This is a genomic window from Amycolatopsis sp. NPDC049868 (assembly GCF_044461365.1).
Lineage (GTDB): Bacteria > Actinomycetota > Actinomycetes > Mycobacteriales > Pseudonocardiaceae > Amycolatopsis.
In genome coordinates this window covers 185,854-210,658 of the sequence record NZ_JBITKV010000002.1, presented here as the reverse complement: position 1 = coordinate 210,658, position 24,805 = coordinate 185,854, and the positions used below count along the sequence as shown (strand labels likewise).

30 protein-coding genes are annotated in these 24,805 nt (G+C 68.6%); 19 read left to right on the top strand and 11 right to left on the bottom strand.

From position 1 onward, the window contains the following. Window positions 1-62 precede the first annotated feature (62 nt). Window positions 63-725 carry a phosphate signaling complex protein PhoU gene (gene phoU / locus ACIBTM_RS09085; protein WP_016337999.1) on the top strand — a complete coding sequence of 221 codons (663 nt, stop codon included), beginning with the start codon at window positions 63-65 and terminating at the stop codon, window positions 723-725. Between the two features lie 185 nt (window positions 726-910). Here phoU and pstB read toward each other — a convergent pair whose 3' ends face one another. The 6 genes from pstB to ACIBTM_RS09055 all read right to left on the bottom strand — a co-directional run bounded on the left by pstB (window position 911) and on the right by ACIBTM_RS09055 (window position 6,783). After that, a complete protein-coding gene (pstB, locus tag ACIBTM_RS09080) occupies window positions 911-1,687 on the bottom strand; it encodes a phosphate ABC transporter ATP-binding protein PstB (protein ID WP_016338000.1) in 777 nt (258 codons plus the stop codon). Between the two features lie 10 nt (window positions 1,688-1,697). Next, on the bottom strand, window positions 1,698-2,615 hold the full coding sequence (pstA, locus tag ACIBTM_RS09075; RefSeq protein WP_395875994.1) for a phosphate ABC transporter permease PstA: 918 nt from the start codon (window positions 2,613-2,615) through the stop codon (window positions 1,698-1,700). Between the two features lie 2 nt (window positions 2,616-2,617). After that, entirely contained in the window at window positions 2,618-3,535 is a 918-nt protein-coding gene (gene pstC, locus ACIBTM_RS09070; RefSeq protein WP_395876767.1) for a phosphate ABC transporter permease subunit PstC, read from the bottom strand. A gap of 208 nt (window positions 3,536-3,743) precedes the next feature. Beyond that, window positions 3,744-4,868 carry a phosphate ABC transporter substrate-binding protein PstS gene (gene pstS / locus ACIBTM_RS09065; protein WP_395875993.1) on the bottom strand — a complete coding sequence of 375 codons (1,125 nt, stop codon included), beginning with the start codon at window positions 4,866-4,868 and terminating at the stop codon, window positions 3,744-3,746. A 229-nt stretch (window positions 4,869-5,097) separates the two neighbouring features. Continuing rightward, complete coding sequence (gene mshD, locus ACIBTM_RS09060) at window positions 5,098-5,973, bottom strand: mycothiol synthase (protein ID WP_395875992.1); 876 nt, start codon at window positions 5,971-5,973, stop codon at window positions 5,098-5,100. Window positions 5,974-6,036: 63 nt separating this feature from the next. Next, window positions 6,037-6,783, bottom strand: coding sequence for a DNA-binding response regulator (locus tag ACIBTM_RS09055; protein ID WP_395875991.1), 747 nt, complete (start codon window positions 6,781-6,783; stop codon window positions 6,037-6,039). 143 nt (window positions 6,784-6,926) lie between these two features. On the opposite strand from ACIBTM_RS09055, the gene ACIBTM_RS09050 reads away from it, so the two are divergent. The 10 genes from ACIBTM_RS09050 to ACIBTM_RS09005 all read left to right on the top strand — a co-directional run bounded on the left by ACIBTM_RS09050 (window position 6,927) and on the right by ACIBTM_RS09005 (window position 13,248). Further along, complete coding sequence (locus tag ACIBTM_RS09050; RefSeq protein ID WP_395875990.1) at window positions 6,927-7,820, top strand: DUF2993 domain-containing protein; 894 nt, start codon at window positions 6,927-6,929, stop codon at window positions 7,818-7,820. A gap of 7 nt (window positions 7,821-7,827) precedes the next feature. After that, complete coding sequence (locus ACIBTM_RS09045; RefSeq protein WP_395875989.1) at window positions 7,828-8,247, top strand: TlpA family protein disulfide reductase; 420 nt, start codon at window positions 7,828-7,830, stop codon at window positions 8,245-8,247. 226 nt (window positions 8,248-8,473) lie between these two features. After that, window positions 8,474-8,908: a DUF4395 domain-containing protein gene (locus tag ACIBTM_RS09040; protein ID WP_395875988.1), complete on the top strand. Its 435-nt coding sequence runs from the start codon at window positions 8,474-8,476 to the stop codon at window positions 8,906-8,908. 21 nt (window positions 8,909-8,929) lie between these two features. After that, complete coding sequence (locus ACIBTM_RS09035; RefSeq protein ID WP_395875987.1) at window positions 8,930-9,766, top strand: sulfurtransferase; 837 nt, start codon at window positions 8,930-8,932, stop codon at window positions 9,764-9,766. Beyond that, the gene (locus ACIBTM_RS09030) at window positions 9,766-10,074 is read left to right on the top strand and encodes a DUF1416 domain-containing protein (protein WP_395875986.1); all 309 of its coding nucleotides are present in this window, start codon (window positions 9,766-9,768) and stop codon (window positions 10,072-10,074) included. Before ACIBTM_RS09035 ends, ACIBTM_RS09030 begins: the two co-directional genes overlap by 1 nt. Before the next feature lie 227 nt (window positions 10,075-10,301). Continuing rightward, window positions 10,302-10,925: an FABP family protein gene (locus ACIBTM_RS09025; protein WP_395875985.1), complete on the top strand. Its 624-nt coding sequence runs from the start codon at window positions 10,302-10,304 to the stop codon at window positions 10,923-10,925. Window positions 10,926-10,935: 10 nt separating this feature from the next. Continuing rightward, entirely contained in the window at window positions 10,936-11,547 is a 612-nt protein-coding gene (gene pxpB / locus ACIBTM_RS09020; RefSeq protein ID WP_395875984.1) for a 5-oxoprolinase subunit PxpB, read from the top strand. Further along, window positions 11,544-12,416: a biotin-dependent carboxyltransferase family protein gene (locus ACIBTM_RS09015; protein ID WP_395875983.1), complete on the top strand. Its 873-nt coding sequence runs from the start codon at window positions 11,544-11,546 to the stop codon at window positions 12,414-12,416. Before pxpB ends, ACIBTM_RS09015 begins: the two co-directional genes overlap by 4 nt. After that, window positions 12,404-12,817: a hypothetical protein gene (locus ACIBTM_RS09010; RefSeq protein ID WP_395875982.1), complete on the top strand. Its 414-nt coding sequence runs from the start codon at window positions 12,404-12,406 to the stop codon at window positions 12,815-12,817. The genes ACIBTM_RS09015 and ACIBTM_RS09010 overlap by 13 nt, the downstream gene beginning before the upstream one ends. Further along, the gene (locus ACIBTM_RS09005; protein WP_395875981.1) at window positions 12,817-13,248 is read left to right on the top strand and encodes a TFIIB-type zinc ribbon-containing protein; all 432 of its coding nucleotides are present in this window, start codon (window positions 12,817-12,819) and stop codon (window positions 13,246-13,248) included. Before ACIBTM_RS09010 ends, ACIBTM_RS09005 begins: the two co-directional genes overlap by 1 nt. Here the strand turns inward: ACIBTM_RS09005 and ACIBTM_RS09000 are convergent. Then, window positions 13,241-14,095: an aminodeoxychorismate lyase gene (locus ACIBTM_RS09000; RefSeq protein ID WP_395875980.1), complete on the bottom strand. Its 855-nt coding sequence runs from the start codon at window positions 14,093-14,095 to the stop codon at window positions 13,241-13,243. The two genes, ACIBTM_RS09005 and ACIBTM_RS09000, sit on opposite strands and share 8 nt — an antisense overlap. A gap of 30 nt (window positions 14,096-14,125) precedes the next feature. Here ACIBTM_RS09000 and ACIBTM_RS08995 point away from each other — a divergent pair, with 30 nt between their 5' ends. The 3 genes from ACIBTM_RS08995 to ACIBTM_RS08985 all read left to right on the top strand — a co-directional run bounded on the left by ACIBTM_RS08995 (window position 14,126) and on the right by ACIBTM_RS08985 (window position 17,274). Beyond that, window positions 14,126-15,253, top strand: a complete 1,128-nt coding sequence (locus ACIBTM_RS08995; RefSeq protein WP_395875979.1) for a YgfZ/GcvT domain-containing protein — start codon at window positions 14,126-14,128, stop codon at window positions 15,251-15,253. A 513-nt stretch (window positions 15,254-15,766) separates the two neighbouring features. Continuing rightward, complete coding sequence (locus ACIBTM_RS08990) at window positions 15,767-16,330, top strand: aerial mycelium formation protein (protein WP_395875978.1); 564 nt, start codon at window positions 15,767-15,769, stop codon at window positions 16,328-16,330. Then, window positions 16,327-17,274 carry an asparaginase gene (locus tag ACIBTM_RS08985; protein WP_395875977.1) on the top strand — a complete coding sequence of 316 codons (948 nt, stop codon included), beginning with the start codon at window positions 16,327-16,329 and terminating at the stop codon, window positions 17,272-17,274. The genes ACIBTM_RS08990 and ACIBTM_RS08985 overlap by 4 nt, the downstream gene beginning before the upstream one ends. Here the strand turns inward: ACIBTM_RS08985 and ACIBTM_RS08980 are convergent. Continuing rightward, the gene (locus ACIBTM_RS08980) at window positions 17,271-18,170 is read right to left on the bottom strand and encodes a hypothetical protein (protein ID WP_395875976.1); all 900 of its coding nucleotides are present in this window, start codon (window positions 18,168-18,170) and stop codon (window positions 17,271-17,273) included. The two genes, ACIBTM_RS08985 and ACIBTM_RS08980, sit on opposite strands and share 4 nt — an antisense overlap. Window positions 18,171-18,377: 207 nt before the next feature. On the opposite strand from ACIBTM_RS08980, the gene ACIBTM_RS08975 reads away from it, so the two are divergent. Both ACIBTM_RS08975 and ACIBTM_RS08970 read left to right on the top strand, forming a co-directional pair. After that, on the top strand, window positions 18,378-18,563 hold the full coding sequence (locus ACIBTM_RS08975; RefSeq protein WP_016338022.1) for a DUF3073 domain-containing protein: 186 nt from the start codon (window positions 18,378-18,380) through the stop codon (window positions 18,561-18,563). 88 nt (window positions 18,564-18,651) lie between these two features. Next, window positions 18,652-19,512, top strand: coding sequence for a 3-hydroxybutyryl-CoA dehydrogenase (locus ACIBTM_RS08970; RefSeq protein ID WP_395875975.1), 861 nt, complete (start codon window positions 18,652-18,654; stop codon window positions 19,510-19,512). 473 nt (window positions 19,513-19,985) lie between these two features. On the opposite strand, the gene ACIBTM_RS08965 is transcribed toward ACIBTM_RS08970, so the two are convergent. Then, window positions 19,986-20,441 carry a helix-turn-helix domain-containing protein gene (locus ACIBTM_RS08965; protein ID WP_395875974.1) on the bottom strand — a complete coding sequence of 152 codons (456 nt, stop codon included), beginning with the start codon at window positions 20,439-20,441 and terminating at the stop codon, window positions 19,986-19,988. A 123-nt stretch (window positions 20,442-20,564) separates the two neighbouring features. Here ACIBTM_RS08965 and ACIBTM_RS08960 point away from each other — a divergent pair, with 123 nt between their 5' ends. The 3 genes from ACIBTM_RS08960 to ACIBTM_RS08950 all read left to right on the top strand — a co-directional run bounded on the left by ACIBTM_RS08960 (window position 20,565) and on the right by ACIBTM_RS08950 (window position 23,275). After that, on the top strand, window positions 20,565-21,464 hold the full coding sequence (locus ACIBTM_RS08960) for a Gfo/Idh/MocA family protein (protein ID WP_395875973.1): 900 nt from the start codon (window positions 20,565-20,567) through the stop codon (window positions 21,462-21,464). Window positions 21,465-21,686: 222 nt separating this feature from the next. Then, complete coding sequence (locus ACIBTM_RS08955; protein WP_395875972.1) at window positions 21,687-22,340, top strand: VanZ family protein; 654 nt, start codon at window positions 21,687-21,689, stop codon at window positions 22,338-22,340. Between the two features lie 176 nt (window positions 22,341-22,516). Continuing rightward, entirely contained in the window at window positions 22,517-23,275 is a 759-nt protein-coding gene (locus ACIBTM_RS08950; RefSeq protein ID WP_395875971.1) for a GNAT family N-acetyltransferase, read from the top strand. On the opposite strand, the gene arfB is transcribed toward ACIBTM_RS08950, so the two are convergent. After that, window positions 23,264-23,695, bottom strand: a complete 432-nt coding sequence (arfB, locus tag ACIBTM_RS08945; protein WP_350579378.1) for an alternative ribosome rescue aminoacyl-tRNA hydrolase ArfB — start codon at window positions 23,693-23,695, stop codon at window positions 23,264-23,266. The two genes, ACIBTM_RS08950 and arfB, sit on opposite strands and share 12 nt — an antisense overlap. A gap of 35 nt (window positions 23,696-23,730) precedes the next feature. Further along, window positions 23,731-24,801, bottom strand: coding sequence for a phosphoribosylformylglycinamidine cyclo-ligase (purM, locus tag ACIBTM_RS08940; protein ID WP_395875970.1), 1,071 nt, complete (start codon window positions 24,799-24,801; stop codon window positions 23,731-23,733). Between the last annotated feature and the right edge of the window lie 4 nt (window positions 24,802-24,805).

Genomic DNA, 24,805 nt, shown 5'->3' with positions numbered 1-24,805 from the left:
GGTTCACGTCAGGTTCACTCTGGGATGCGGCTTTTGGTCCCTCTTGCCCGTAGGGTTGGGCCATGCGTGAGGCTTACCATGTCGAACTCGAACAGCTCGCCGAGAACCTAGCGAGCATGTCCCTCCAGGTCGCCGACGCGATGGAGCGGGCGACCCGGGCGTTGCTCGAGGTCGATCTCGGACTCGCCGAGCAGGTCATCAGCGACGACGCGAAGGTCGACGACGCGCGCGCCGAATGCGAGGAGCAGGCGTACGCGCTGCTGGCCCTGCAGGCACCTGTCGCGACCGACCTCCGGACCGTGCTCGCCGCGATCCACGCGGCGGAAAGCCTGGAGCGGATGGGCGATCTGGCGCTGCACGTGGCCAAGGCCGCGCGCCGCCGCCACCCCGACCCCGTACTGCCCGAAGAGGTGAAGGCGGACTTCGCCAAGATGGGCGAGGTCGGCGTGAGCCTGGCCCGTCAGGTCGAGCAGGTCATCAAGTCCAAGGACGTCGAGGCCGCCCGCACGATCGAGTCGGACGACGACGAGGTCGACGAGATCCACAAGCACCTGTTCACGGTCATCATGGACCGGAACTGGGACCACGGCGTCGCCGCGGCCGTGGACGTCACCCTGCTGGGCCGCTTCTACGAGCGCTTCGCCGACCACGCCGTCTCGGTCGCGCGCCGGATGATCTTCGTGGTGACCGGCAAGATGCCCGGCTACGGACCCGACGAGTTGTAAGGGGACTTTCCCCGCATAGGACATAGCGAAGGGGCCCTTCACCGCATCTCACGCGGTGAAGGGCCCCTTCGTCATGCTTGGCGCCCGGGCGACCGCTCAGGGCGTGTCGCGAAAGCCACTTTCGGGACATCTGATGTCCTGAAAGTGGCTTTCGCGACGTGCCTCAGGCTTCACGCGCTCAAAGATCAGCCGAAGCGGCCCGAGATGTAGTCCTCGGTCGCCTTCTCGTCCGGGTTCGAGAAGATCTTCTCCGTGTCGTTCAGCTCCACCAGGCGCCCCGGCTGGCCGACGCCCGCCAGGTTGAAGAACGCGGTCTGGTCCGAGACCCGCGCCGCCTGCTGCATGTTGTGCGTCACGATGACGATCGTGTACTCCTTCTTGAGCTCACCGATCAGGTCCTCGATGGCGAGCGTCGAGATCGGGTCGAGCGCGGAGCACGGCTCGTCCATCAGCAGCACGTCGGGCCGCACGGCGATCGCCCGCGCGATGCAGAGCCGCTGCTGCTGACCACCGGAGAGGCCGCCGCCCGGTTTGTTCAGCCGGTCCTTGACCTCGTTCCACAGGTTCGCGCCGCGCAGGGCGCGCTCGGCGACGTCGTCGAGTTCCTTCTTGCCCTTGGTGCCGCCGAGGCGCAGGCCCGCCACCACGTTGTCGCGGATGGACATCGTCGGGAACGGGTTGGGGCGCTGGAACACCATGCCGATCGTGCGGCGGACCTGCACCGGGTCGACCCCGGCGCCGTAGATGTCCTCGCCGTCGAGCAGCACCTCACCCTCGACGCGGGCACCGGGGATGACCTCGTGCATACGGTTCAGCGTGCGCAGCACCGTCGACTTGCCGCAGCCCGACGGGCCGATGAACGCGGTGACGTTCCGCGGCGGCACCGAGAGGGTGACGCCGTCCACGGCGTGGAATTTGCCGTAGTAGATGTCCACGTCTTTGACGTCGATTCGTTTGGCCATCTCAAACAGCTCACTTCTTCTTCGGGGCGACAAGACGGGCAAAGAGCATGGCGAGGAGGTTCACGATCGCGATGATCAGTACCAGGGTGAGCGCCGCACCCCAGATCCTGTCGAACGCGACGGTACCTTCGTCGAACGGGTTGCTGACCCGTTCGTTGTTCATCAGAAGCGGCAGTGCGGCCTGTTCGCCACCGAAGATGTCCCAGTTCACGTAGGCGGAGTACCCCACGAGGACCAGCAGCGGCGCGGTCTCGCCCATGACCCGGGCGAGCGCCATCATGATGCCGCCGATGATGCCGGACAGCGCGGTCGGCAGGACGATCTTCATGATCGTCTTCCACTTCGGCACGCCCAGCGCGTACGAGGCTTCGCGCAGGTCGTCCGGGACGATCCGCAGCATCTCCTCCGAGGAGCGCACGACCACCGGGATCATCAGCAGCACCAGGGCGAGTGACACGGCGAAACCACTGCGCGGCAGGCCGAAGGTCGTGATCCACAGCGCGTAGATGAACAGCGCCGCGACGATCGAGGGGACACCGGAGAGGATGTCCACCATGAAGGTCGTGATCTTCGCGAGTTTGCCGCGGCCGTATTCGACCAGGTAGATCGCGACCAGCATGCCGATCGGGACCGCGATGACCGCGCAGACCAGGCCCTGCAGCACCGAACCGATGACCGCGTGCACGACGCCGCCGCCGACCTCGTCCGACAGCACCGAGCCGAAGTCCTCGGTCCACCAGTTGCTGTAGGGGATCCGCTTGACACCGTTGATGACCACCGTGGCGAGCAGCCACACCAGCGGCACGACGGCGATCAGGAACGACAGCCAGATCAGCGCCGTCGCGAAGCCGTTCTTGACCTTCCTGGCCATGCTGACCTGCTGGAAGGCGGGGGTGGTGGCGGGGGTCTTTTCGAGCGTGGTGGACATGCTCAGTCCCCCTTCTTGGCGATGACGGATCGCGCGATGAAGTTGACGACGAGCGTCAGCAGGAACAGCACGAGACCCGCCGCGATGTACGCGCCCGCCGAGATCTCGTTGTTGAGTTCCGCGTAGTCCGCCGCGATCTTCGAGGCGAACGTGGCGCCGCCGTCGAAGAGGCTCCAGGTGAACTCGCGGCCGACCGCGCCGGTCAGGATGATCGCGAGCGCGATCGTCTCGCCGAGCGCGCGGCCGAGGCCGAGCATCGAAGCGCCGATGTAGCCCGCCTTGCCGAACGGGAGCACCGTGGTGCGGATGACCTCCCAGCGGGTGGCGCCCAGCGCCAGCGCGCCCTCGATATGCGGGGTCGGGGTCCGCTCGAAGATCTCACGGGACAGCGAGGTGATGATCGGCAGGATCATCACGGCCAGCACGATGCCCGCGGTGAAGATGGTGCCCCGCAGGTCCGGCGAGACGTTGCCCGCCGCGAAGAGCGGGATCCACGAGAAGGTGTCGTTGACCCACTGCGAGAACGGCTCGATCGCCGGCGCGAAGACCATCAGGCCCCACAGGCCGTAGATGATCGAGGGGACCGCGGCGAGCAGGTCGATCACGTAGGCGAAGGGCCGCGCCAGCCGCTTCGGCGCGTACTGGGTGAGGAAGAGGGCGATCCCGAGCGAGATCGGCATCGCGATGATCAGCGCCAGCAGGGACGAGTACACCGTGACCAGCAGCAGGCCCATGATCCCGAAGCGCATGTTGTCCGGGGTGGTCTGCCAGACCTGGCTGGTCAGGAAGTTCACGTTGTCGGCCTGGAGCGCCGGGATGGCCTGCACCAGCAGGAACAACCCGATCAGGCCGATCAGCGAGACGACGAAGACGCCGGCTCCGGTGGTCAGGATCTGGAAGATGCGGTCACCGGGTCGCACCGTCCTGGAATTGGGGCTCGCGAGGCGCACCGAGGACTGCTCGGGCGGTGACGCGGCAGATTGCTCCGAAATCGGGTCCTCCGTGAAGGTCTCGCGGACGCCAGAACGCCCACCGGGGTCGCCGGTGGGCGTTCTGGGCGAAGACGAATCGCTCATCGACTAACTTCTGTCCAGCCTGCTACTGATCAACCTAGAGGTCGTCGACTGATCAGGCGATGGCCTTGACGGCGGTCAGGACCTTGTCCTGCAGGCTCTGCGGGATCGGCACGTAGCCCTTCTCCGAAAGCGGCTTCTGACCATCGGTGGCGGAGACGTTCAGGAACGCCTTGACGGCCTTGCCGACCTCGGCGTCCGCGTACTTGGAGCAGACGATCTCGTAGGTGACGAGCAGCAGCGGGTACGCGCCGGCCACGTTGCTGGAGTAGATCGCGTCCAGGTCGAGGGCGAGGTCGTTCGAGCCCTCCTTCTTGAACTTCGCCGCGTCGAGGGACTTCGCGACGTTCGCCGCGCTGAGCTCGACACCACCGGAGCCGCTGTCGATGAGGGCGGTGCTGATGCCGTCCTTCGCGAACGCGGACTCGACGTAGGTGATGGCACCGTCGGCGGACTTCACGGCGTTGGCGACACCGTTGGACTTCTCCGCGCCGTTGCCGACACCGCCGTTGAACTTCTTGCCGTCACCCTGGGTCCAGGCGCCCTTGGACGCGACCTTCAGGTACTTCTGGAAGTTGTCGGTGGTGCCCGACTCGTCGGTGCGCGAGATGACCTGGATGGCCTTGTCCGGCAGGTTGAGGCTTTCGTTGCCCTTGACCGCCTTGATGGCCGGGTCGTTCCACTTGGTGATGCCACCGTTGAAGATCTTGGCGGTGACCTCGGGGGTCAGGGTCAGCTTGTCGACCCCGGAAAGCTTGTAGGCGACGGCGACCGGGCCGACGACGAGCGGGAGGTTCCACGCGTCGGAGGCGCACCGGGCCTTGGCCTTCTCGGCCTCTTCGGCCTTGAGCGCCGAGTCCGAACCGGCGAAGTCGACCTGGTTCGCGTTGAACTGCTTGATGCCGGCGCCCGAACCGCTGGGGTTGTAGTTCACCTTCTGGCCGGAGCACTTGGCGGCGTAAGCCTGCACGAAGATGTCGATCGCGTTCTTCTGCGCGGACGAGCCCTCGGCCGAAAGGGGGCTCTTGCCGCCGCATTCGACGTTGGCCGCGCCACTCGGAGCGGCGGCGGCACCGGTGCTGCCGGGCTTGGTCGCCGCCGGGTCGGATCCACAGGCGCCGAGCACGAGGGCGGCGGTGGCCACGATGCCGATCGCGCCCGCGGGCCGCATGATCTTCACTGCATTTCCTCCACTGGGAGACTTTCGCCGGATCGGTGGAACGGGAGCGTTCCTTCCGGACCCGGACACTAAGCACTGACAGTGGACAGGCGGCCGTCTAAGGGTGAACGGCAAGTGAACAAGGCAGCCGATGTGAGCAGCGCGACTACTCCGAAAGTGGCCCGTGTCCCGCCCGTGACCTGCGCGTCTGCTCTCCGTGACCGGTCAAGTGCCGCCCGTGTGAACGCGGTTACCGTGCGTACTGAACGTCTACCTCGTATCGGGTGAACCCGAGCTTCGAATACACGGCCAGTGCGGGCGCGTTGTCCCCTTCGACATACAGGATCACTTGCCCCAGCCCGCGATCACGGAGATACCGCAGCCCGGCGAGCGTGAGGGCCTTTCCGAGGCCGCCGCCCTGCGCGTCCGGGTCGATGCCGACGACGTAGACCTCGCCGGCGGGCTCGCCGCCGAACCGGCCGGGGACCGCGTCGTGGACCTTCGTCCAGTGGAAGCCGACGACCTCGCCGTTCTCTTCCGCGAGGAAGAAGCCTTCGGGGTCGAACCAGGCGTCCTTCTCAGTCGCCCGGACCTCGTCGGCGGTCAACGCGCCCTGCTCGGGATGCCAGTCGAAGGCGCGGGCGTTGACCCGCACCATCGCCTCCTCGTCCTGGCCGGGGACGAACGTGCGCAGCGTGACACCTTCGCGCGTGACGGGTTCCGGCCAGTCGGCCGTCTCCACGTCGGCATGGAGGATCAGCAGCTCGCGGGCGCGTTCGAACCCTTCGGTCCCGGCGAGGTGGACGGCGGCGGGGTGGTCGCCGTGCGCCCAGACACGCAGCGGCTTCCCCGCGGCCTGTTCGACGAGCGCCCTGGTGAGCGCCCGGCCGTGGCCGGAGCGGCGGTGCGCGGGATGGACGAACAGTTCGGCGACCTGGTTGCCGTGCGAGTCACCCTCGGTGTCCAGGTGCGCATACGCGACCAACACGCCGTCGACGCGACCGAGGAGGTGCCGCCCACCGTCGAAACCGGTGTCCTCCGGGCGGCCGTCGGCCTCGCGCACGGCGAGGAGGAAGTCGTGGATCTCTTCCGTTTCCGGTTCACCGGTCCACACCAGATCAAGCATGAAACCGACCCTACCGGGGAACCTGCCGGGTGCCCGGGCGTCTTGTCAGACAGGAAAGGGGACTCAGTGCGAGGAAAGTTCGCTCGGCTCGTAGACGCTCGCGTCCGGGGCGACGGCCTGCTTGGCCGGCCCCTTGGACGGCCGCTCGAACTTGTAACCGACGTTGCGCACGGTCCCGATCATCTGCTCGTGCTCCGGTCCGAGCTTCGCCCGCAGACGCCGGACGTGGACGTCGACCGTGCGCGTGCCGCCGAAGAAGTCGTAACCCCAGACCTCCTGCAGCAGCTGGGCCCGGGTGAACACCCGGCCGGCGTGCTGCGCGAGGTACTTGAGGAGTTCGAACTCCTTGTAGGTGAGTTCGAGAGTGCGCTTGCGCAGCTTCGCGGTGTAGGTCGCTTCGTCGATGACGAGGTCACCGACGCGAAGCTCGGCGTCGACCTGCGAGGCACTGCCGTCGCGGGTGGTGACCAGCCGCAGCCTGGCGTCGACCTCGGCGGGACCGGCCGTCGGGAGGAGGATGTCGTCGGTGCGCCATTCCGCGCTGACCGCGACCAGCCCGCCTTCGCCGACGACGGCGATGACCGGGGTGGAGGTCTCGTCCTCACCCGCGCCCTTGAGCAGACGGCAGAGGCTCTTCGCGGAGGCGAGATCAGTGCGCGCGTCGAGGACGATGACGTCGCGGTGGCCGGCGTCGAGCAGCGCGGTCACTTCCGGAGCACGGACGCGTACGGTGTGGGGCAGCAGATCCAGGGCGGGCAACACCGTGGTGGCATCTGCTTCCGCGGTCAGTACCAGAAGGTCCAGGCTCATCGCCGCACCGCCTTCGCTATTGGCCGCCTCGAACGTGGCGACAGCCGGTGCTTAGTGAGAATAGCGGGTGAACGGCCGAGGACCTACCCCGTGCTGGATCGATCACACCTGGCCAAAGAGGTTTACGAAGGAGACTTGACGAGATGGTGAGCAGGCCAGTGGCGCACGACGGACGACCGTCCCCCGGCCGGTCCGCCAAGCGACCGAAGCGCCGCGGCCGGGGCTGGCTCATCGCCCTCGCGGTACTGGTGGTGCTGCTGGTGGGGGCCGATTTCGGAGCGGCGGCGTTCGCCGAGCACACGATCTCCCAAAAGGCCCGCGAACAGCTGAACCTGGCCAACGACCCGGCGGTCACGGTGCACGGTTTCCCGTTCCTGACCCAGGCCCTTTCCGGTGACTACAGTCACATCACGATCAACGCGCAGGGCGTCGCCGTCCCGCCGAAGCTGCGTGACGTGGACTTCAACGCGGACATGAGCGACGTCACGGCGCCGCTCTCGGACCTGACGTCCGGCAACACCAAGGCGATCACCATCGGCACGCTCAAGGGTGAGGTGACGATCAAGGCCGCCGACATCGCGAAGCAGGCCCCTCTCGACAAGATCGAGAACCTGAAGATCGAACCGGTCACCGAGGACTACGTCCGCAACGGCGACAGCGGCCAGGGCGAGACGAAGCCGACGGCGACCAACGAGAACGGCGAACCGGTGGACACCGCCAGCGCCGGGATCCGGGTTTCGGGCAACGTCCAGATCGCCGGGCAGAAGGTGGAGATCTTCTGCTTCGCGATGATCGAACTCGACGGGCAGAAGATCCGTCTCGAGCCGAAGCGGCTGCAGTTCGGGAATGACAAGGAGACCACCGTCGTTCCCCAAGCCGTACAGGACGCGCTGCTGCCGAACTTCAACGCGACCATCGACACCGGCACGATGCCGTTCTCGGTGACGCCGACGTCGGTACGCGTGAACAGCGGCTCGGTGACCATCAAGGGTGAAGGCAAGAACGTGGCCTTCAGCGGAGCGAAGCCTCAGGGGTGACTTGCGGATGACCGGAGTGTGGGTGCTGCTGGGCGTCTTGGTGCTCGGCGGGGTCGCGGGCGCGCTGATGCGAGCGCGCAACGGCCGGATCCGCGCGGCCAAGCCGGGCGCGCCCACACTGCCCGGTCGCGTCTCGGGCGCCCTCGCGCCCGAAGGTGTCACCCTGGTCCAGATCTCCACCACGTTCTGCGCGCCGTGCCGCCACACCCGCGTGCTCCTCTCGGCGCTCGCGGACAAGACCGACGGCCTCACCCACGTCGATCTGGACGTCACCGAAACCCCCGAAGTCGCACAGGCACTTTCGATATTGCGGACTCCGACGACGCTGGCCTTGACGCCGGACGGCCGGGAGGTCTTCCGCGTCGGCGGCGTTCCCCGAGGTCAGGAGCTTCTCGAAGCCCTGAAGCCCCATCTGGCGAACGTCTGATCCCGAATTTTGGGAAGCGTCCCAAGGTGTGAACACGGTTCCCAACCTGAGGGAGCTCTGCGTACCCTCGTGCCCGTGAACAGGCTGCCCCGAACCTTGCTGACCCAGCGCCGCGCAGTGGATCTGTGCCGCGTTCGCAGCAGCCTGTGTCCCGGCGTTCGCTGAACCTCGCCTGCGCGTGCCCGTCCGGCACGCATCTCCTTCCCTCTCGTTCGCAGGAGGAACCATGTCCGCAGGACCGGCAGTCGACCCCCGTGGTCCGCGTTTCGCCGCCATCCTGACGACGATCGTGCTCGCGGTCGTGCTCATCACCCAGTGGTGGCCACTGCTCGCGGCGCAGGCGGTGGTGTTCGCGATCGGTGCCTTCATCGGACTGAAGCCGGCGCCGTACTCCCTGCTCTACCGCTACCTCGTCGCGCCGCGGCTCGGCCCGGCGACCGAACGCGAGGACGCCGCCCCGCTGCGGTTCGCGCAGGCCGTCGGGTTCGTGTTCGCCGTCGCCGGCACCGTCGGTTTCGCCGCCGGCCTGACCGCGCTCGGCTTCGTCGCCACGGCGTTCGCGCTGTTCGCGGCCTTCCTCAACGCGGCGTTCAACTTCTGTCTCGGTTGCGAGATGTACCTGCTCATCAAGCGTTTCAGCCCCAGCCCTCGCGCGTCCTAACCCAGAAAGAGAGTCAGCTCCATGAGCCGTGAAGACGTCCTGGTCACCACCCAGTGGGCCGAGGAGAACCTGGACACCCCGGGTGTCGTGTTCATCGAGGTCGACGAGGACACGACCGCGTACGACAACGGACACATCCGCGGGGCGGTGAAGTTCGACTGGCGCAAGGACCTGCAGGACGGGGTCCGCCGCGACTTCGTCAACAAGGAGGGCTTCGAGAAGCTGTTGTCCGAGAAGGGCATCTCGAACGACGACCGCGTGATCCTCTACGGCGGCAACAACAACTGGTTCGCCGCGTACGCGTACTGGTACTTCAAGCTCTACGGCCACGAGAACGTGCAGCTTCTCGACGGCGGCCGCAAGAAGTGGGAACTCGACGGCCGCGAGCTGAACGCGGACGAGGTCAAGCGCGAGGCCACCACGTACCAGGCCAAGGAGCAGGACCTGTCGATCCGCGCCTTCCGCGACGAGGTCGTCCAGGCCATCGGCGGCAGCAACTTCGTCGACGTGCGTTCCCCCGACGAGTTCTCCGGCAAGCTGCTCGCCCCGGCGCACCTGCCGCAGGAGCAGTCGCAGGTCCCGGGCCACATCCCGGGCGCGCTGAACGTCCCGTGGGCGAAGGTCGCCAACGAGGACGGCACCTTCAAGACCGAGGACGAGATCAAGGAGCTGTACTCCGACGAGGGCCTCGACGAGTCGAAGTCCACGATCGCGTACTGCCGGATCGGTGAGCGTTCGTCCATCGCGTGGTTCGCGCTGCACGAACTCCTCGGCTACGACCAGGTGAAGAACTACGACGGTTCGTGGACGGAATACGGCTCGCTCGTCGGCGTGCCGGTCGAGTTGGGAGCTAAGTGATGGCAGACGACAGCTGCGGCGCACCGGTCCAGGAGGCCACGCCCGCCGATTACGACACCCGCGGCCAGGTCGTGCTGGCCGGCAAGGTGACCGGTACGGAAGGCCCCATCGGCGGCGCCTTCGTGCGGTTGCTGGACGGCGGCGGCGACTTCACCGGCGAGGTGGTCTCGTCGGCCGACGGCGACTTCCGCTTCTACGCGGCCCCCGGTGACTGGACGGTGCGCGCGCTGCACCGCTCCGGCAACGGCGAGGCTTCCGTCACCGCGCAGGGACCCGGCGTGCACCAGCTCGCCATCTCCGTCGCCTGACGTTTCGCGCGTGAAGGCCCCCTTCCCTCGGCTCAGCCGCGTGAAGGGGGCCTTCACGCGCGTGTGGGCACTGCCACGCGACCTCGGCAGGCCTGTCGGGGCAGGTAGCGACTAAGGTGCGTGTCGTGGAGATCCTGTTTACGACCCTGCTGGTGCTCGCCGGCGTCGCGATCACCTGGTTCGCCGTGTACGTCGTCTACCGGCTTTACGCGGACCAGCGCTGACCCATGACGGCTAGTGGCGACGAGGCCATCCAGGCCGCGGAAAAGCGCGCGGAAAGCACGCGCGACCGGAACCTTCCCCAGTTCGACGACATGCCCGTCCCGGGCGACACGGCGAACTTGCGCGAAGGCCCGAACCTCAACGACGCCTGCCTGGCGCTCCTGCCGCTCGTCGGTGTCTGGCGCGGTGAGGGCGAGGTCGACTACCCGACCATCGAGGGCCCGTACCGGTTCGGCATGCAGCTGACCATCGCGCACGACGGCCGCCCGTTCCTCACGCACGAGGCGCGCGCCTGGCTGCTCGACGAGGACGGCAAGGTCATCCGTCCCGCCGCGCGCGAATCCGGGTTCTGGCGCCCGCAGGCCGACGACACGATCGAGCTGCTGCTGACCCACAACACCGGCATCGTGGAACTCTTCTACGGCAAACCGCGTGGCAAGGCCTCGGTCCCGGCCTGGGAGCTGGGCACCGACGCGGTCGTCCGCACGTCGACGGCCAAGGACGTCACGGCTTCGCAGCGGCTCTACGGCATCGTCAACGGCGAACTCGGCTACGTCGAGGAGCGCGCCATGATGGGCCAGGAACTGCAGCCGCACACGTCGGCGCTGCTGCGCCGCGTGGTGGGCTGACCCCGACCTCATGCGGTGGCGTGCCTACGGCGAGCACGCCGCCCTGCTCGACTGCGCTTCCCTCACCGAAACGATGGCGGCGCACGCGACGGTCTCCTCCGCGCGCCCGGCCGGGATCACCGAGCTCGTTCCCGGCGCCCGCAGCCTGCTCGTGGTGGAAACCCCGGGCTCGGGCGCGCTCGCTGCCGTCCGCGAGCTGCTGGCGGACGCCGACCTCGAACATCCGCCGCACGGCGAATCCCGCGAGATCACTCTCGACGTGACCTACGACGGTGAGGATCTCGAACTCGTCGCCCGGGACGCCGGAGTGTCCATTGAGGACGTCGTCCGGCTGCACACCGGCGCCGTCTACACCGTCGCCTTCACCGGGTTCGCACCCGGATTCGGTTACCTGACCGGACTTCCCGAGCCGCTCCGGCAGCCGCGGCTGCCGGCTCCGCGCACTCGCGTGCCACCGGGTTCGGTCGGTATCGCGGGTGAGTTCACCGGCGTGTACCCGCGCGTCTCGCCCGGCGGCTGGCGGCTGATCGGCCACACCCGGACCGTCCTGTTCGACCCCCGCGCCGACCCGCCCGCGCTGCTGGCACCCGGCGACCGCGTGCGGTTCCGGAGTGCCGGATGAGGGCCCTCGAAGTGGTCGAGACCGGCCCGCTCGCGCTGATCCAGGATCTCGGCAGGCCCGGCTACGCGCATCTCGGCGTGCCGCCGTCGGGCGCGCTGGACGTCCCGGCGCTGAAACTGGCCAACCGGCTCGTCGGCAACGACGAGGACGCGGCCGGGGTGGAATGCCTGTTCGGCGGGCTGCGGCTGCGCGCGACGACGTCCTGCACGGTCGCGGTGACCGGCCCGTCCGTCGCCGTCGAGGTGGACGGGCGTCCCGTCGGCTCGCACGCTCCGGTGTGGCTGGCGGGCGGTCAGGTCGTGGCGATCGGCGCGCCCGCCACCGGCTTACGGTGCTACCTGGCGGTTTCCGGCGGCATCGCGGTCGACACCGAACTCGGCAGCCGGTCGAGGGACGTCCTTTCGGAGATCGGTCCCGCGCCGCTGAAGAAGGGCGACGTCCTGCCGCTCGGCACAGCGTCCGTGCCCGGAGGCGCCGACGTCGTGCTGCCCACGACGGCACCGGCGGAACTGGTCGTGCGGGTGGACCCGGGCCCGCGGGCGCACTGGTTCGAGAACCTGGCGGCGGGGCTCGCGAAGACGTGGACGGTGACGACGGAATCCAACCGCGTCGGGCTCCGGCTCGACGGGCCAGCGTTGACCCGCGGGGACGAATACACGGAGCGGGAGCTGCCGAGCGAAGGCCTGTTGACCGGCGCCGTGCAGGTACCGCCGAACGGGTTGCCGGTGGTGTTCTTGGCGGATCATCCAACTACCGGTGGTTATCCGGTGGCGGCCGTGGTGAGACAGGCGTCACTCCAGGCCCTCGCGCAGGCCAGACCCGGAACCCTTCTCCGCTTTCACTCGTCCACGAGGGTGTGGAACAGGTAAAGGTCGACGGTGGCACGGGTGTCATCGACACGAATTCGGTACCAACCCAACCGGAACTGCCGCAGTCGCTGCGGATCGCGCTGGCCACCGGCCAGATGCGGCGTCCGCTCGGCGACACGCTCCGCCCGCTTCTCGAACTCTTCGCCGACGGCGAGTACCAGGTCACCGGACCCGAGCGGCTCGCCGAGGACCGCTACCTGACCCCGAGCGCCGACTGGCCGCCCGCCGACGTGTCCCGGGTCGGCTACTACCGGACCGCGATCAAGAGCGGGCACCGGCCGGTCGCGGTCGTGCTGGAGACCACCGACGCGACGGTGATCCTCGACGGGCACCACAAGATCGCGGCCTACCGCGAGGAAGCGATCCTGCCCCACCTGCTGATCATCAGCCCGCTCGGCTGATGGACGGCCCGCGGTTCCGCGATCCCCAGACCCGGATCGAGGACTTCGCGGACGAGCCGATCCTCGTCGTCTGCCCGCGCTGCTCACTCCGCGCCTCGGTCACTCACGAACGGCTGACCTGTCCCGCGTGCGGCCTGGTGCGCGAAGACTCCCGGCCTGATTTCCACGCTTGGAACCGGCCCACCGATCCGTTCTTCCACGAGCCGCTGTGGCTGCGCGCCGACTGCTGTGGCGGGAACACCCTCTGGGCGTTCCACGAAAGTCACCTCGACCTGCTCGAACGATTCGTCGCGGCGAAGCTGCGCGAACGCGGGCTCGGGAGTCGTCCCGGCATGACCTTGGTCGCCCGGCTGCCCGCCTGGATCACGACGGCGAAGCACCGGGACGAGGTCCTCCGGACCATCGCCAAGCTGCGCGCGACGCTCAGCTGATCGCGTACTCGCTCTCGTAGGCGGCGGCCAGCTCGGCGTGGATCGCGCTGGAGTCGGTGAGCGCGGCGCCGTCCAGTGTGTGCACCCTGGTCAGCTTGCGGACCGACGAGGCGAGGAACAGCCCTTCGCCACCGGTGAGGTCCGAAACCTTGAGCGGCTCGACCTTGACCGACCAGCCCGCGCGTTCGGCGCCACGGAACAGCGCCGCCTGCGTCGTCCCCGGCAGGATGCCGATGGTCGCCGGCGGCGTGTAAAGCGTCTTGTCCTTCGCGAGGACGACCGTCGAAGTCGGTCCTTCGAAGACCGTGCCGTCGGCGGCGGTGAAAATCACATCGCTCGCGCCACGGCGGCCCGCCTCCCGCAACGCCGCCATGTTGACGCCGTACGAAATCGACTTCGCGCCCAGCAGCAGCCACGGCGCGCGCTCGGCGAGCTCAGGCTCGATACCGCGTTCGAGGGTGATCGCCGCGACGCCTTCGACGCGGGCCCGCTGGACCTTCTCGTCGATCTCCACACCGAGCGCGAACCCGAACGGCTTCGCCTCCGGATCGCCATCGATTCCCCTGGTGTACACCAGTTTCAGCGCGATCTCGGCAGGGCCCGACCAGTTGTCGATAACCGTCTGCGCGGCCCGCTCCCAGACCGCGAGGTCCGGCTCCGGCAGGTCGAGCATGGCCGCGGAACGGGCCAGCCGCTCCAGGTGCGGCCGGAGCTCACGAGGCCGTCCGTCGACGACGAGGATCGTCTCGAACACGCCGTCGCCGCGAAGCAGTCCCAGATCGTCTACCCGCAGGTGGGCGGCTTCGGGGTCGGCCAGGGTCCCGTCGAGGAAGGCAAGCACGCGCATGGGGACACGGTACTCACTAGCATGGGTTTCATGCCCTACCGCTCCCCCTTGCTCGACCTTCCCGGACCGATCGCGGCACCCGACGGGCATCCGGAGGAAGGTGTCCCGTGGCATTGGGGTGATCCCTTCGCCGAGCAACGGACCGCGGCGCGCGGCGCGGTCGTGATCGACCGTTCGCACCGCGAAATCCTGGCCGTGACCGGGGAAGAACGGTTGTCCTGGCTGCATTTGGTGATCTCGCAGCATGTCACCGGGCTCGCCGAGGGCACCGGCACCGAAGCGCTCGTGCTGGACAGCCAAGGCCGCGTCGACACGCATATGGTCGTCGCGCACGCGGACGGCACGGTGTGGCTGGACAGCGACCGGGGCGCGATGGCGTCCAGCGCGTTGCCGTCCGGCGGCAAACAGACACTGCGCGAGTACCTCGAAGCGATGAAGTTCTGGTCCAAAGTGGACATCCGCGATGTCTCGGACGAGCTGGCGCTGCTGACCGTGCTCGGCCCCGACGCGGACCGCGTGCTGGACTCCGTTGGCGTCTCCGTGGGCTCGGACCCGTACTCGGTCGTGGCGATCCCCGGCGGTTTCGCGCGGCGGATGCCGTGGCCGGGACGGCACAGCGTCGACCTCGCCGTGCCCCGCGCCGAACTGGCCGGCTGGTGGCGGCGCCTGACCGACGCCGGCGCGCGACCGGCGGGCAGCTGGGCCTTCGACGCGCTGCGGGTCGAATCACTGCGGCCGCGGCTGGGCGTCGACACCGACGAGCGCACGATCCCGCACGAGGTGAACTGGGTCGACTCCGCCGCGCATGTGGCGAAGGGCTGCTACCGCGGGCAGGAGACGGTCGCGAAGGTCCACAACGTCGGGCGGCCGCCGCGGTACATGGCGCTGCTGCACCTGGACGGTTCGCCGGAGATCACGCCGGAGACCGGCGATCCGGTGGTGCTCGGCGAGCGGACGGTGGGGCGCGTCGGCAGCGTGGTGCAGCACCACGAACTGGGTCCGATCGCGCTGGCGCTGGTCAAACGCTCGACGCGGCCCGGCGCGGAACTGCTGGTGGGCGCCGAGGACCGGGTAGTGCAGGCGACCATCGACCCGGACTCGGTTCCGGGTGAGGCACCGGCTCCTGGACGGGAAGCGGCTCAGCGGTTGCGGGGCTGAGGCTGCTTCTCTGACTTGCGTCGTTCCGTGCTGCTTGCCGCTGTCCGCTGTCCGTGAAGGCCTCCTTGAGGGACTCTGGGTCCCTCAAGGAGGCCTTCACTACCCGGCGGCATGGCACTTTGGCCTCATCCGCCACTTTCGCCACAGCGGCCGCGCGTGAAGGCCCCCATCCCTCGGCTGAGCGCTGGAAACTCGGCCTTCACTCGCGACCGAAGTACATGAAGGTCCCCTTCACTGCGCTAGACGCAAGGAAGGGGGCCTTCATGTACTTCACGGCACCCATCCACAGGTTGTCCACAACTCCGCCCACCTGTGGACAACTCCGCCGACCAGCACTTTTCCCCGCCCACCCCCGGTAGACTGGACCAGGGGCCGCCCCCGGGACGGGTGGGGGGCGGGCTCTGGAAGGGACCCACGGAGCAGCGGCCCGGCGGAGGGTGCCGGGAGGGGCGGAGATCCTTGTGGTATCGCTCCCTGCGGAACATTTCCGCTGGAGCGCGATAAGCTACGCGGGTGATCGAAGTCCGGCCCGGTGGTCGCCGTCGTATCGACCGCGTGCTCGGCCCTGGGTATCTCAGCGACCTCGGCGAGCTGACCCTCTCCGTGCTGCGCGAGCGCCGTGACGAGGCCGCGCAGGAGGAGACCGACCTGTCGTACCTGCGGCGCCTGCTCCACGCGCGCATCGACATCGTGCGGGCCGAGCAGGAGCGCCGGAGTTCCGGCGGCGAGAGCAGCGTCGTCGAGCGGCTGGCCGCGATCCTGGCGGACAACGCGATCGGCCCGGCCACGGGGTCGGGGAGGCATCAGCGGCTGGAGCCGTCCCGCGCGGGCGAGCACCGGCGGTTCGCCGAGGCCCTCATCGGCGACACGGACCTTTCCGACGTCAGCACGCTCTCGGACGAGAAGCTGGTCAACGCCCTCAACCGCTACGCCGACGAAGAGGTCTCCGTCTCCTCGTACCGCCGCGAGGTGCAGGGTGTGATGGACACGATCAACGCCGAGATCGCGACCCGCTACCGCAAGGGCACGGCCTCGGTCGACGACCTGCTCGACACCGAACGCGGCGGGTCCGTGTGACGAATCCGGCCCTGGTCGAGGTCGTCCGATCCGGTTTCGTGGAGAGCGTGCACCGCGGCGCGCTCGTGATCACCGCCCCGGACGGCTCGGTGCGCTTCTCCGCGGGCGACATCGAGCGGCCGGTCTACCCTCGCTCGTCCAACAAACCTCTGCAGGCCGTCGGGATGCTCCGCGCCGGCCTCACGATCGGCGACGAGGAGCTCGCGCTGGGCTGCGGATCGCACAACGGCGAGCCCGGCCACGTCGAGGGCGCCCTGGCGATGCTTTCCCGCGCGGGGCTCACCGAGGACGCGCTGGCCTGCCCGCCCGCCTTCCCGCTGCACGAGCCCAGCATGCTGGCCGTGGCGCCGGCGGGGAAACGCCGGGCCGCGATGAACTGCTCCGGCAAGCACGCCGCGATGCTCACGACCTGCGCACAGCTCGGCTGGCCGACCGGCGACTACACGGCCGAGATCCACCCGCTGCAGAAGATCATCCAGGACGCCGTCGCCGACCTCACCAGCGAGACGATCGAGACGGTCGGCGTCGACGGCTGCGGCGCCCCGCTGTTCGCGTTCTCCCTCACCGGCCTCGCCCGCTCCTTCGGCAGGCTGGTCACCGCCATGGGCGGGCCGGAACGCCGGGTCGCGGACGCGGTCCGCGCGCATCCGTGGCAGGTCGCGGGCACCGGCCGCGAAGACACCGTGCTGATGCGGACCATCGACGGCCTGCTCTCGAAGGGCGGTGCCGAGGGAGTGCACGCGTTCGCCCTCCCGGACGGCACGGCACTGGCGCTGAAGATCGACGACGGCGCGGCCCGTGCCCGGCTCCCGCTGCTGCTCGCGACCCTGCGCCACCTCGGCATCGACCCGGGCGACGAAGCAGCCGGACTCGCGCGCGACGCGGTGCTCGGTGGCGGGAAACCGGTCGGCGAGCTGAAGGTCACCGCCGGCCTCTTCGGCTAGTTCGCGCGTTCCCGCGCGGCCAGATCGCCCCAGAAGTCCCGCAGATCGGCGAACAGTTCCGCCAGCTCGTCGACATTGCCGGTGCGGAGCGCGTCGAGAATGTCGTGCACCTCTTCGGCGGTCGTGTCGGCCTGCAGGATCGGGTCGGCGAAGAGCTGCACAAGACCGCCGTAGTCGAGCTCGACCGCGGAGCCGGGGTGGAAGCTGTCGAGCCAGCGCCGCGTCTCGAGCAGCACCCGGCCGGGCCCCGAGTCACCGAAGGTCGCTTCGAGCAGGTCCCCGACCTCGCGGGCGCGATACCGCGCGTCGGCGATGGACACCCGCCACGACACCTCGCGCTCCGGGTCGTCGCGTCCCTTGCCGAGTTTGACCCGGCGCATCCCGGGATCGAACAGGACGAACCACGGGAGCGGAACGGTCCACGTCGTCGAGAGCGTGTGCGAGGCCGAGGCGGACAAGTCGCCGATAGCGGACTTCGCCCGCGAGCGGATCATGTCCAGCGACGCGCCGCCCGCGTCGAGCACCGCGTTCTTCAGCGCGGGATGCGCGTCGCCGAGGAAGGTCACCAACGCCGCGGCCGAGCGCGCGCGGATCTCCATCGGACAGATCAGCGGACCCGGGCCGGCGTCGCCGTGCTCACCCTCCGGCACGTCTTCGGGGTCCAGGACGAGAACGTCGGTGACGAGACTGGGGGCGGCCCTGCCGTCCGCGAGTTCGGCGGGCAGCAACCGTCCGACATGCTGTGACTTGAGCCACAATGCCTGCTCGCGCGTCCCCGCGGCCGAACGATCGAGCCGGGCCGCTTCGACGGCCTCGAGCAGGCGTTCGTCCGGAGGATCCCCCAGCGCGAGCAGGGGCTCATAGACGCGGAGATAAGCCGCGAACGGACGGGGCACACGAGCATCGTGGCACGCCGACCTGCGACTATCGCCACCGACCGGCCGGTAACCGGCGTTCGGGGAACACTGTCGCCACCGGCACACCGTGCCACGTCGCATCCAACCCCCCGGACACGGTACGGTGTCAGCAGGAAAGAATTGTCGAGACGATGCGGGGCCGCCGATTCCCCCGGCCGCCCCGCCCCTGTGCGAGGGGGTCGAGCCATGGGGCGCGGCCGGGCTAAGGCCAAGCAGACGAAGGTGGCGCGCGAGCTCAAGTACAGCTCGCACGAAACCGACTTCGATGCTTTGCAGCGCGAGCTGTCCAGTAGTTCCTCGGAAGACAGGCACGAGGACGACAAGCGGTACGACGAAGACCCGTACGACGGGTACGACGAATACCGCCGCTGAGCAACGCGTGACACGCGAGGGTGGATCCGGGCTTGCCCCGGTGACCACCCTCGCGTGTCGCGTGCTGCCCAAAATATGAGGAGGTGCCATGTCTGACGTAGCGCGAGTAGGTGTCGTCGGGGCCGGGCTCATGGGCTCGGGCATCGCCGAGGTGCACGCGCGGGCCGGGCTGGACGTGATCGTCACCGAGGTGAACCAGCCGGCGCTGGACTCCGGGCGGGCGCGGATCGAGAAGTCGCTGCAACGCGGCGTCAAGAACGGGAAGCTCTCCCAGGAAGACGCCGACGCCGCGCTCGGACGACTCCGCTTCACCACCGAGATCGGCGAGTTCGCCGACCGCGACCTCGTCATCGAGGCCATCCTGGAACAGGAGCAGGCCAAGGTCGAGGTGTTCCGGTCGCTGGACAAGATCGTCGAACGTGAGGACGCGCTGTTCGCTTCCAACACGTCCTCGATCCCGATCATGAAGCTCGGGATGGCCACCGGCCGCCCGCAGCAGGTGGTCGGTATCCACTTCTTCAACCCGGTCCCGGTGCTGCCGCTCGTCGAGCTGGTGCCCTCGCTGCTGACCAGCGACGACACCGCCCGCCGTGCCGAGGAGCACGCGACGACGGCGTTGAGCAAGACGGTGATCCGGTCGCAGGACCGGGCCGGGTTCATCGTGAACTCGCTGCTCGTGCCGTACCTGCTTTCGGCGATCCGGATGATCGAGTCGGGCTTCGCGTCCGCGGAGGACATCGACCGCGGTATGGAGCTCGGCACCGCGCACCCGATGGGCCCGCTGCGCCTGTCGGACCTGATCGGCCTGGACACCATCAAGGCGATCGCGGACTCGATGTACGCCGAGTTCAAGGAGCCGCTGTACTCCTCGCCGCCGCTGCTGCTGCGCATGGTCGACGCCGGCCTGCTCGGCAAGAAGACCGGCCGCGGTTTCTACAGCTACTCCTGACCCGAGCCACTCAGCGACGGAGCGCCGCGACCGATTTCCGGAGGCCGCAGCGCTCCAAAGCGTCGAGAACCTCAGAGGCGCTGGTAGGCGGAGCACGGCGTGAGTCCACGATTCGCCGTACCGCTTCCACGACCACTCGCTCGCAGAGCTCGATCCGATCGAGGACCCGCTCCGGGAGTCCCGCGGGTTCTCGGTCACGATGACACGAGCCTGCGCCTTGATCGCGATTGCGAGCACATGGCGTTCAGACAAGTCGATTGTGGCGATGAGTGGTTCGTAGCCGGCGACGAGACAATCCCGGACCGAGGCCTTCATCAGGTGCCGCGTCCTGCCAGCTTGCAGGATCGATCAGGCCGGTTCTTCCGTAGGTTCCGGAAGAATTCGTCGAGAATCTCGTCCGTCCGCTTGGCCTGGACGTAACCGCTCTACGCGATCCAGCGCAGGAGAACACGCAGAACGTTGTGATGCGGCGGCTAGGTCAGCCCCATCTCCTGATTCAGGGCGGAAAGCTCGTCCGCGGCTTCGCGGCGCCGTTGGTCGTCTTCACGCAAGTAGTCGTGAAGGGAACTGGCTTTCACGCGCCGGTGCTTACCGACCGTGCGGTACTCGATCCGGCCCGCTTCGAGCAGACCGATGAGGAACGGTCGCGAGACGTTGAGCAGGTCAGCCGCCTGCTGCGTGGTCAGCTCGGCATGTGACGGGACGATAGCCACGCTCTCACCCGCCGCCACCAAGGCCAGCACCCGAGCCATCAGGTCGACGACCCCGCGGGGGACGACCACGGACTCCTCATGCTCATCGACGAGGACGCGCACGGTGTCCCTTTCATGCCGCCGGGCCAGGTAAGCCTCGACGTGCGGGAGTGCCTCGAGTGCCACGTCGATGTCGCGGCGCCCTGGGACGATCTGGTCAATGGTCAGCGCAGTCATCACTGCTCCTGTGTTCAACGTGGTCCCAGTATCGGCTCTCAAACGAATTATTCGCAACAAACGCAATAAACGCAACTCGATGGTGCGTTCAGCTTGCGTGAGGGCACACCTAGACTCGGGAGCGTGGGACAGGGACAGCTGCGCGCGGGTTTGGTCGGTGCCGGTCCGTGGGCGAAGACGGTGCACGCGCCAGGTCTCGCCGATCACCCCGGGACGACGTTGCGCGCGGTCTGGGCCAGGCGTCCCGAAGCCGCGAAGGAGCTGGCCGAGACGCACGGCGCCCAAGCCGTCGACAGTTTCGACGAGCTGCTCGACCAGGTGGACGCGGTCGCGTTCGCCGTGCCGCCCGCCGTTCAGGCGGAGCTGGCGGTCCGGGCGGCGGAAGCGGGCAAGCATCTCATCCTGGAGAAGCCGATCGCCGCGGATCTCGACGGCGCGCGGAGGCTCGCGGACGCGGTGGAGGCCGCCGGCGTGGCCGCCCTCGTGGTCCTGATCCTGCGTTTCTCGCCGATGACCCGCGAGTGGCTCGACGGCATCAAGGAAGCGGGCGGCTGGCGGGGCGGCGGGGCTCGATGGCTTTCGGGCGCGTTGCTCGGCGGCCAATATCAGTCCTCGGCGTGGCGGCACGACTCCGGCGCGCTCGCCGACATCGGCCCGCACGCCCTCGATCTGCTGGACGCGGCGCTCGGTGAGATCACCGGCGTGCTCGCGGCGAACCGGACCGATGACGATCTGTGGCACTTGCTGTTAGCCCACGAGGGTGGCGCGACCAGTACGGCCACCCTGTCGCTGCGGCTGCCGATCCAGCCGACGGTCGTCGAAGTCGCCGTCTACGGCGAGCACGGTTACCGCACTCTCGGCCGGAAGCCGGGCTCGGCGGGCGAGTCGTACACCGCGCTCCTGGACGATTTCGCCGCGATGGCCGCGAGCGGGACGACCTCGCACCCGTGCGACGTCCGCCGCGGACTGCACCTCCAAAAGCTGCTCGAACACGCGCGGGAGCTCGCCGGACACGGCAAGTAGTACACAGGTCACCCACAAGGCTTTTCCTTGTGCGATAACGCCTTCTTCCGGTTACTTCGCGGCCGTCCACAGGTTTGTCCACAGGTTCCTTTGTGGACGGTTCCGATCATGGGAAAACCTTTTCCGCCACCGGAAAAGATCACCTCTTAGTGCAGCCACTCCGCCATGCCGAGTTGATCTTGTGATGCGAAGGTGATCTTGGGCGCTCCGGAAGGGAAGGTCATGGGTGAGCTGCTCCGCGCTTTCGGTGTGATGATCCCGTTGACGATCACCGCGATCCCGTACGCACTGCTCGGGTGGCCGCTGCTCGCGGCGCATCGACGGCGGCGAAGACAAGCCGACCCCTTCTCAGCGTCGGCTACGGCCGCTGTCGACATGACGCTCGTTCTGACCTGTTTCCTGGTGTTGTGCCTGGTCACGATGCCGGTGACCGGCGCGCAGGGCAGCAGGCTGAGCCTCGAACCCGGCACCGACCTGCGCCTCGCGCTGAACGACAGCGCCAACCTCTGGCAGGCGCTGGGCAACGTCCTCATGCTGAGCCCGCTCGGCGCCCTGCTCCCGATGCGGTCGCGCCGCCTGCGGTCTCTGGGCCGGATCGCGCTGGGCGCGCTGGCCGTCTCGGTGCTGGTGGAGGGTACGCAATATCTGATCCAGGCGGGCCGGGTGACCTCGGCGGACGACATCCTGCTGAACACCCTGGGCGCCGTGGCGGGTGCCGCGATGAGCAAACGTCTGTGGCGCAGCTTGGACGTCCGGCCGCCGGTGAAGATCCCGGCGCAGGTCCGGCGGGTGTGCGACGCCCCGGTCCGGCTGCGGGTCCCGAGGTCGGTCTGGGACGAGCGGTACTCGGCCGTCGCGCATCCGCGGCGACGGTAAATCGGTTGACCATCGTGCGAAGGTGATCGCGAAAGCCCTTCCTACAGAGAAGAGGGATGCCTCATGCCTGACGCCTTCAGCGGCGTCGGCACGAGCTAGCCGGCGCCCACGCCAGCCCATCACGCACGCGGTTCCTCCCGTGCGTCTCTTCTTCTTGCCCGAAAGGCTTTCCACCAGTGCTTTCCGAGACGATTCGTGCTCTTCAGTCCTACATCCGCCTCACCGCGGCGAAATTCCGCGAAACCGAGCGGATCGGGCCGTTCCTGGCCACGTACTACCTCGAATCCAGCAGCCCTTTCCTCAACTACGCGATCCCCGACGACGGCGCCGTCCCCACCGAGGACGACGTCGCCGCACTCACCGAGGCGTTCCGTAAGCGCGGGCTCGCGCCGCGTCTGGAGTTCCTCACCGAAGCCGTTCCAGCTGCCGAAGCCGTGCTCGTCCGGTGCGGTTACACACTGGAGCGGCGGGTTCCGCTGATGATCTGCACTCCGGGGCAGGTCGCCGAACAGCCGAAACCGGCCGGGATCAGCCTGGTCACCCCGAAAACCGGGAGCGAACTCCGGCAGATGATCCGGGCGCAGAACGTGGCGTTCGGGGAGACCGACCCCGATGAGCACCTCGACCCGTCGCCGGATCAGCTGAGCGGCGAGACCATCTCGGTGATGGCGGTCGGCGAAACCGGGGAGGTCGTCGGCGGCGGGGTCGCGACCGCGATCCTCGACGGCGCGTCGGAGATCGCCGGGATCGGGGTGCTCGAGGAGTACCGGAGCCGCGGGATCGCCGCGGCGATGACGGAGTACCTGACACGTGAGGCACACTCGCGCGGCGGCCGGTCGGTGTTCCTGACGCCGGGCGCCGGGCAGGCGGAACGCGTCTACGGCCGGGTCGGGTTCGAGACCGCGGCCGAATGCGTGCACCTGTCAGTCGTCTGAAAAGCCGCCGCGGCGGGACTTCTTGACCTCGCCGCGGCGCTTCTTCGACGCCAGGCGGCGTTCCTTCGAACCTCGTGAGGGTTTGGTGGGACGCCGCTTGGCGGCCGGGGGCGCCGACGCGTCCGTCAGGAGCATCACCAGCCGCGCCCGCGCGGCTTCCCGGTTCATCAACTGGGAGCGGTGTTCGGACGCGGCGATCGTGACGACCCCGTCGACGAGGCGCGACGAAAGCCGGTCCAGCATCCGCGCCCGGAGATGCTCCGGGACGGACGCCGAACCGGCCACGTCGAAGGACAGTTCGACCCGCGAGTCCGTGGTGTTCACGCCCTGCCCACCCGGGCCCGAAGACCGGGAGAACCGTTCGCTCAATTCGGCACCCGGGATCACGAACCGGGTACCGATCACCACGTCATCAGCCACGGACCCAGTGTGTCACCCGAGGCCAAGCCGTTAAATCAGAAGCGGGGGTGGTCGCCCGACAGGACGGCGCGCGGGCCGTCCGGGTCGTCCGCGGGCTGCACGTCGCCGAGGATCCACGCCGGCACGTGCCGCGCGGTCAGCATCGCGAGCGCCCGGTCGACGTCGTCGGGGCCGACGATCGCGACCATGCCGACGCCCATGTTGAACGTCTTCTCCAGTTCGGCGCGCTCGACCTTGCCTCGGTGGCCGATCAGCGCGAACACCGGTGCCGGGGTCCAGGTGCCGCGTTCGAGCCGGGCGACCAGGCCGCGCGGCATGACCCGGGCGAGGTTCTGCTCCAGGCCACCGCCGGTGACGTGCGCGAACGTGCGGACGTCGGCCTCGGCCGCCAGCGCGAGGCAGTCCTTCGCGTAGATCCTGGTCGGCTCCAGCATCTCCTCGCCCAGCGAGCGGCCGAACTCCTCGACGTGCCCGTCGAGCGGCATGCGCGCGATGTCCAGCAGCACGTGCCGGGCGAGCGAGTAGCCGTTGGAGTGCAGGCCGGACGAGCCGAGCGCGAGGACGACGTCACCGGGGCGGACCCGCTCCGGGCCGAGCACGTTCGACGCTTCGACGACACCGATGCCGGTACCCGAAAGGTCGTAGTCGTGCTCGCCCATCAGGCCGGGGTGCTCCGCGGTCTCGCCGCCGAGCAGCGCGCAGCCCGCCTGGACACAGCCTTCGGCGATGCCGCCGACCAGCGCCGCGATCTTCTCCGGCACGACCTTGCCGACGGCGATGTAGTCCTGCATGAACAGCGGCTCGGCGCCGGTGACGACCAGATCGTCGACGACCATCGCGACCAGGTCGATGCCGACCGTGTCGTGTTTGTCGAGCGCCTGCGCGACGGCGATCTTGGTGCCGACCCCGTCGGTCGACGAGGCCAGCACCGGCTCTTTCCACTTGTCCAGCTTCAGGGAGAACAGCCCGGCGAAACCGCCGACGCCGCCCATCACCTCGGGCCTCGTGGCCCTTTCGGCGTGCGGTTTGAGCAGCTCGACGGCTTTGTCGCCGGCGTCGATGCTGACGCCGGCGGCGGCGTACGTGGCGCTCGTGGACTCGCTCACGGAA

Bases quoted from the DNA above. Each gene is read 5' to 3' on its own strand.
- phoU (WP_016337999.1), top strand. From the start codon at position 63: ATGCGTGAGGCTTACCATGTCGAACTCGAACAGCTCGCCGAGAACCTA.
- pstB (WP_016338000.1), bottom strand. From the start codon at position 1,687: ATGGCCAAACGAATCGACGTCAAAGACGTGGACATCTACTACGGCAAA.
- pstA (WP_395875994.1), bottom strand. From the start codon at position 2,615: ATGTCCACCACGCTCGAAAAGACCCCCGCCACCACCCCCGCCTTCCAG.
- mshD (WP_395875992.1), bottom strand. From the start codon at position 5,973: ATGCTTGATCTGGTGTGGACCGGTGAACCGGAAACGGAAGAGATCCAC.
- ACIBTM_RS09055 (WP_395875991.1), bottom strand. From the start codon at position 6,783: ATGAGCCTGGACCTTCTGGTACTGACCGCGGAAGCAGATGCCACCACG.
- ACIBTM_RS09050 (WP_395875990.1), top strand. From the start codon at position 6,927: ATGGTGAGCAGGCCAGTGGCGCACGACGGACGACCGTCCCCCGGCCGG.
- ACIBTM_RS09045 (WP_395875989.1), top strand. From the start codon at position 7,828: ATGACCGGAGTGTGGGTGCTGCTGGGCGTCTTGGTGCTCGGCGGGGTC.
- ACIBTM_RS09040 (WP_395875988.1), top strand. From the start codon at position 8,474: ATGTCCGCAGGACCGGCAGTCGACCCCCGTGGTCCGCGTTTCGCCGCC.
- ACIBTM_RS09035 (WP_395875987.1), top strand. From the start codon at position 8,930: ATGAGCCGTGAAGACGTCCTGGTCACCACCCAGTGGGCCGAGGAGAAC.
- ACIBTM_RS09030 (WP_395875986.1), top strand. From the start codon at position 9,766: ATGGCAGACGACAGCTGCGGCGCACCGGTCCAGGAGGCCACGCCCGCC.
- ACIBTM_RS09025 (WP_395875985.1), top strand. From the start codon at position 10,302: ATGACGGCTAGTGGCGACGAGGCCATCCAGGCCGCGGAAAAGCGCGCG.
- pxpB (WP_395875984.1), top strand. From the start codon at position 10,936: ATGCGGTGGCGTGCCTACGGCGAGCACGCCGCCCTGCTCGACTGCGCT.
- ACIBTM_RS09015 (WP_395875983.1), top strand. From the start codon at position 11,544: ATGAGGGCCCTCGAAGTGGTCGAGACCGGCCCGCTCGCGCTGATCCAG.
- ACIBTM_RS09005 (WP_395875981.1), top strand. From the start codon at position 12,817: ATGGACGGCCCGCGGTTCCGCGATCCCCAGACCCGGATCGAGGACTTC.
- ACIBTM_RS09000 (WP_395875980.1), bottom strand. From the start codon at position 14,095: ATGCGCGTGCTTGCCTTCCTCGACGGGACCCTGGCCGACCCCGAAGCC.
- ACIBTM_RS08995 (WP_395875979.1), top strand. From the start codon at position 14,126: ATGCCCTACCGCTCCCCCTTGCTCGACCTTCCCGGACCGATCGCGGCA.
- ACIBTM_RS08975 (WP_016338022.1), top strand. From the start codon at position 18,378: ATGGGGCGCGGCCGGGCTAAGGCCAAGCAGACGAAGGTGGCGCGCGAG.
- ACIBTM_RS08970 (WP_395875975.1), top strand. From the start codon at position 18,652: ATGTCTGACGTAGCGCGAGTAGGTGTCGTCGGGGCCGGGCTCATGGGC.
- ACIBTM_RS08965 (WP_395875974.1), bottom strand. From the start codon at position 20,441: ATGACTGCGCTGACCATTGACCAGATCGTCCCAGGGCGCCGCGACATC.
- ACIBTM_RS08955 (WP_395875972.1), top strand. From the start codon at position 21,687: ATGGGTGAGCTGCTCCGCGCTTTCGGTGTGATGATCCCGTTGACGATC.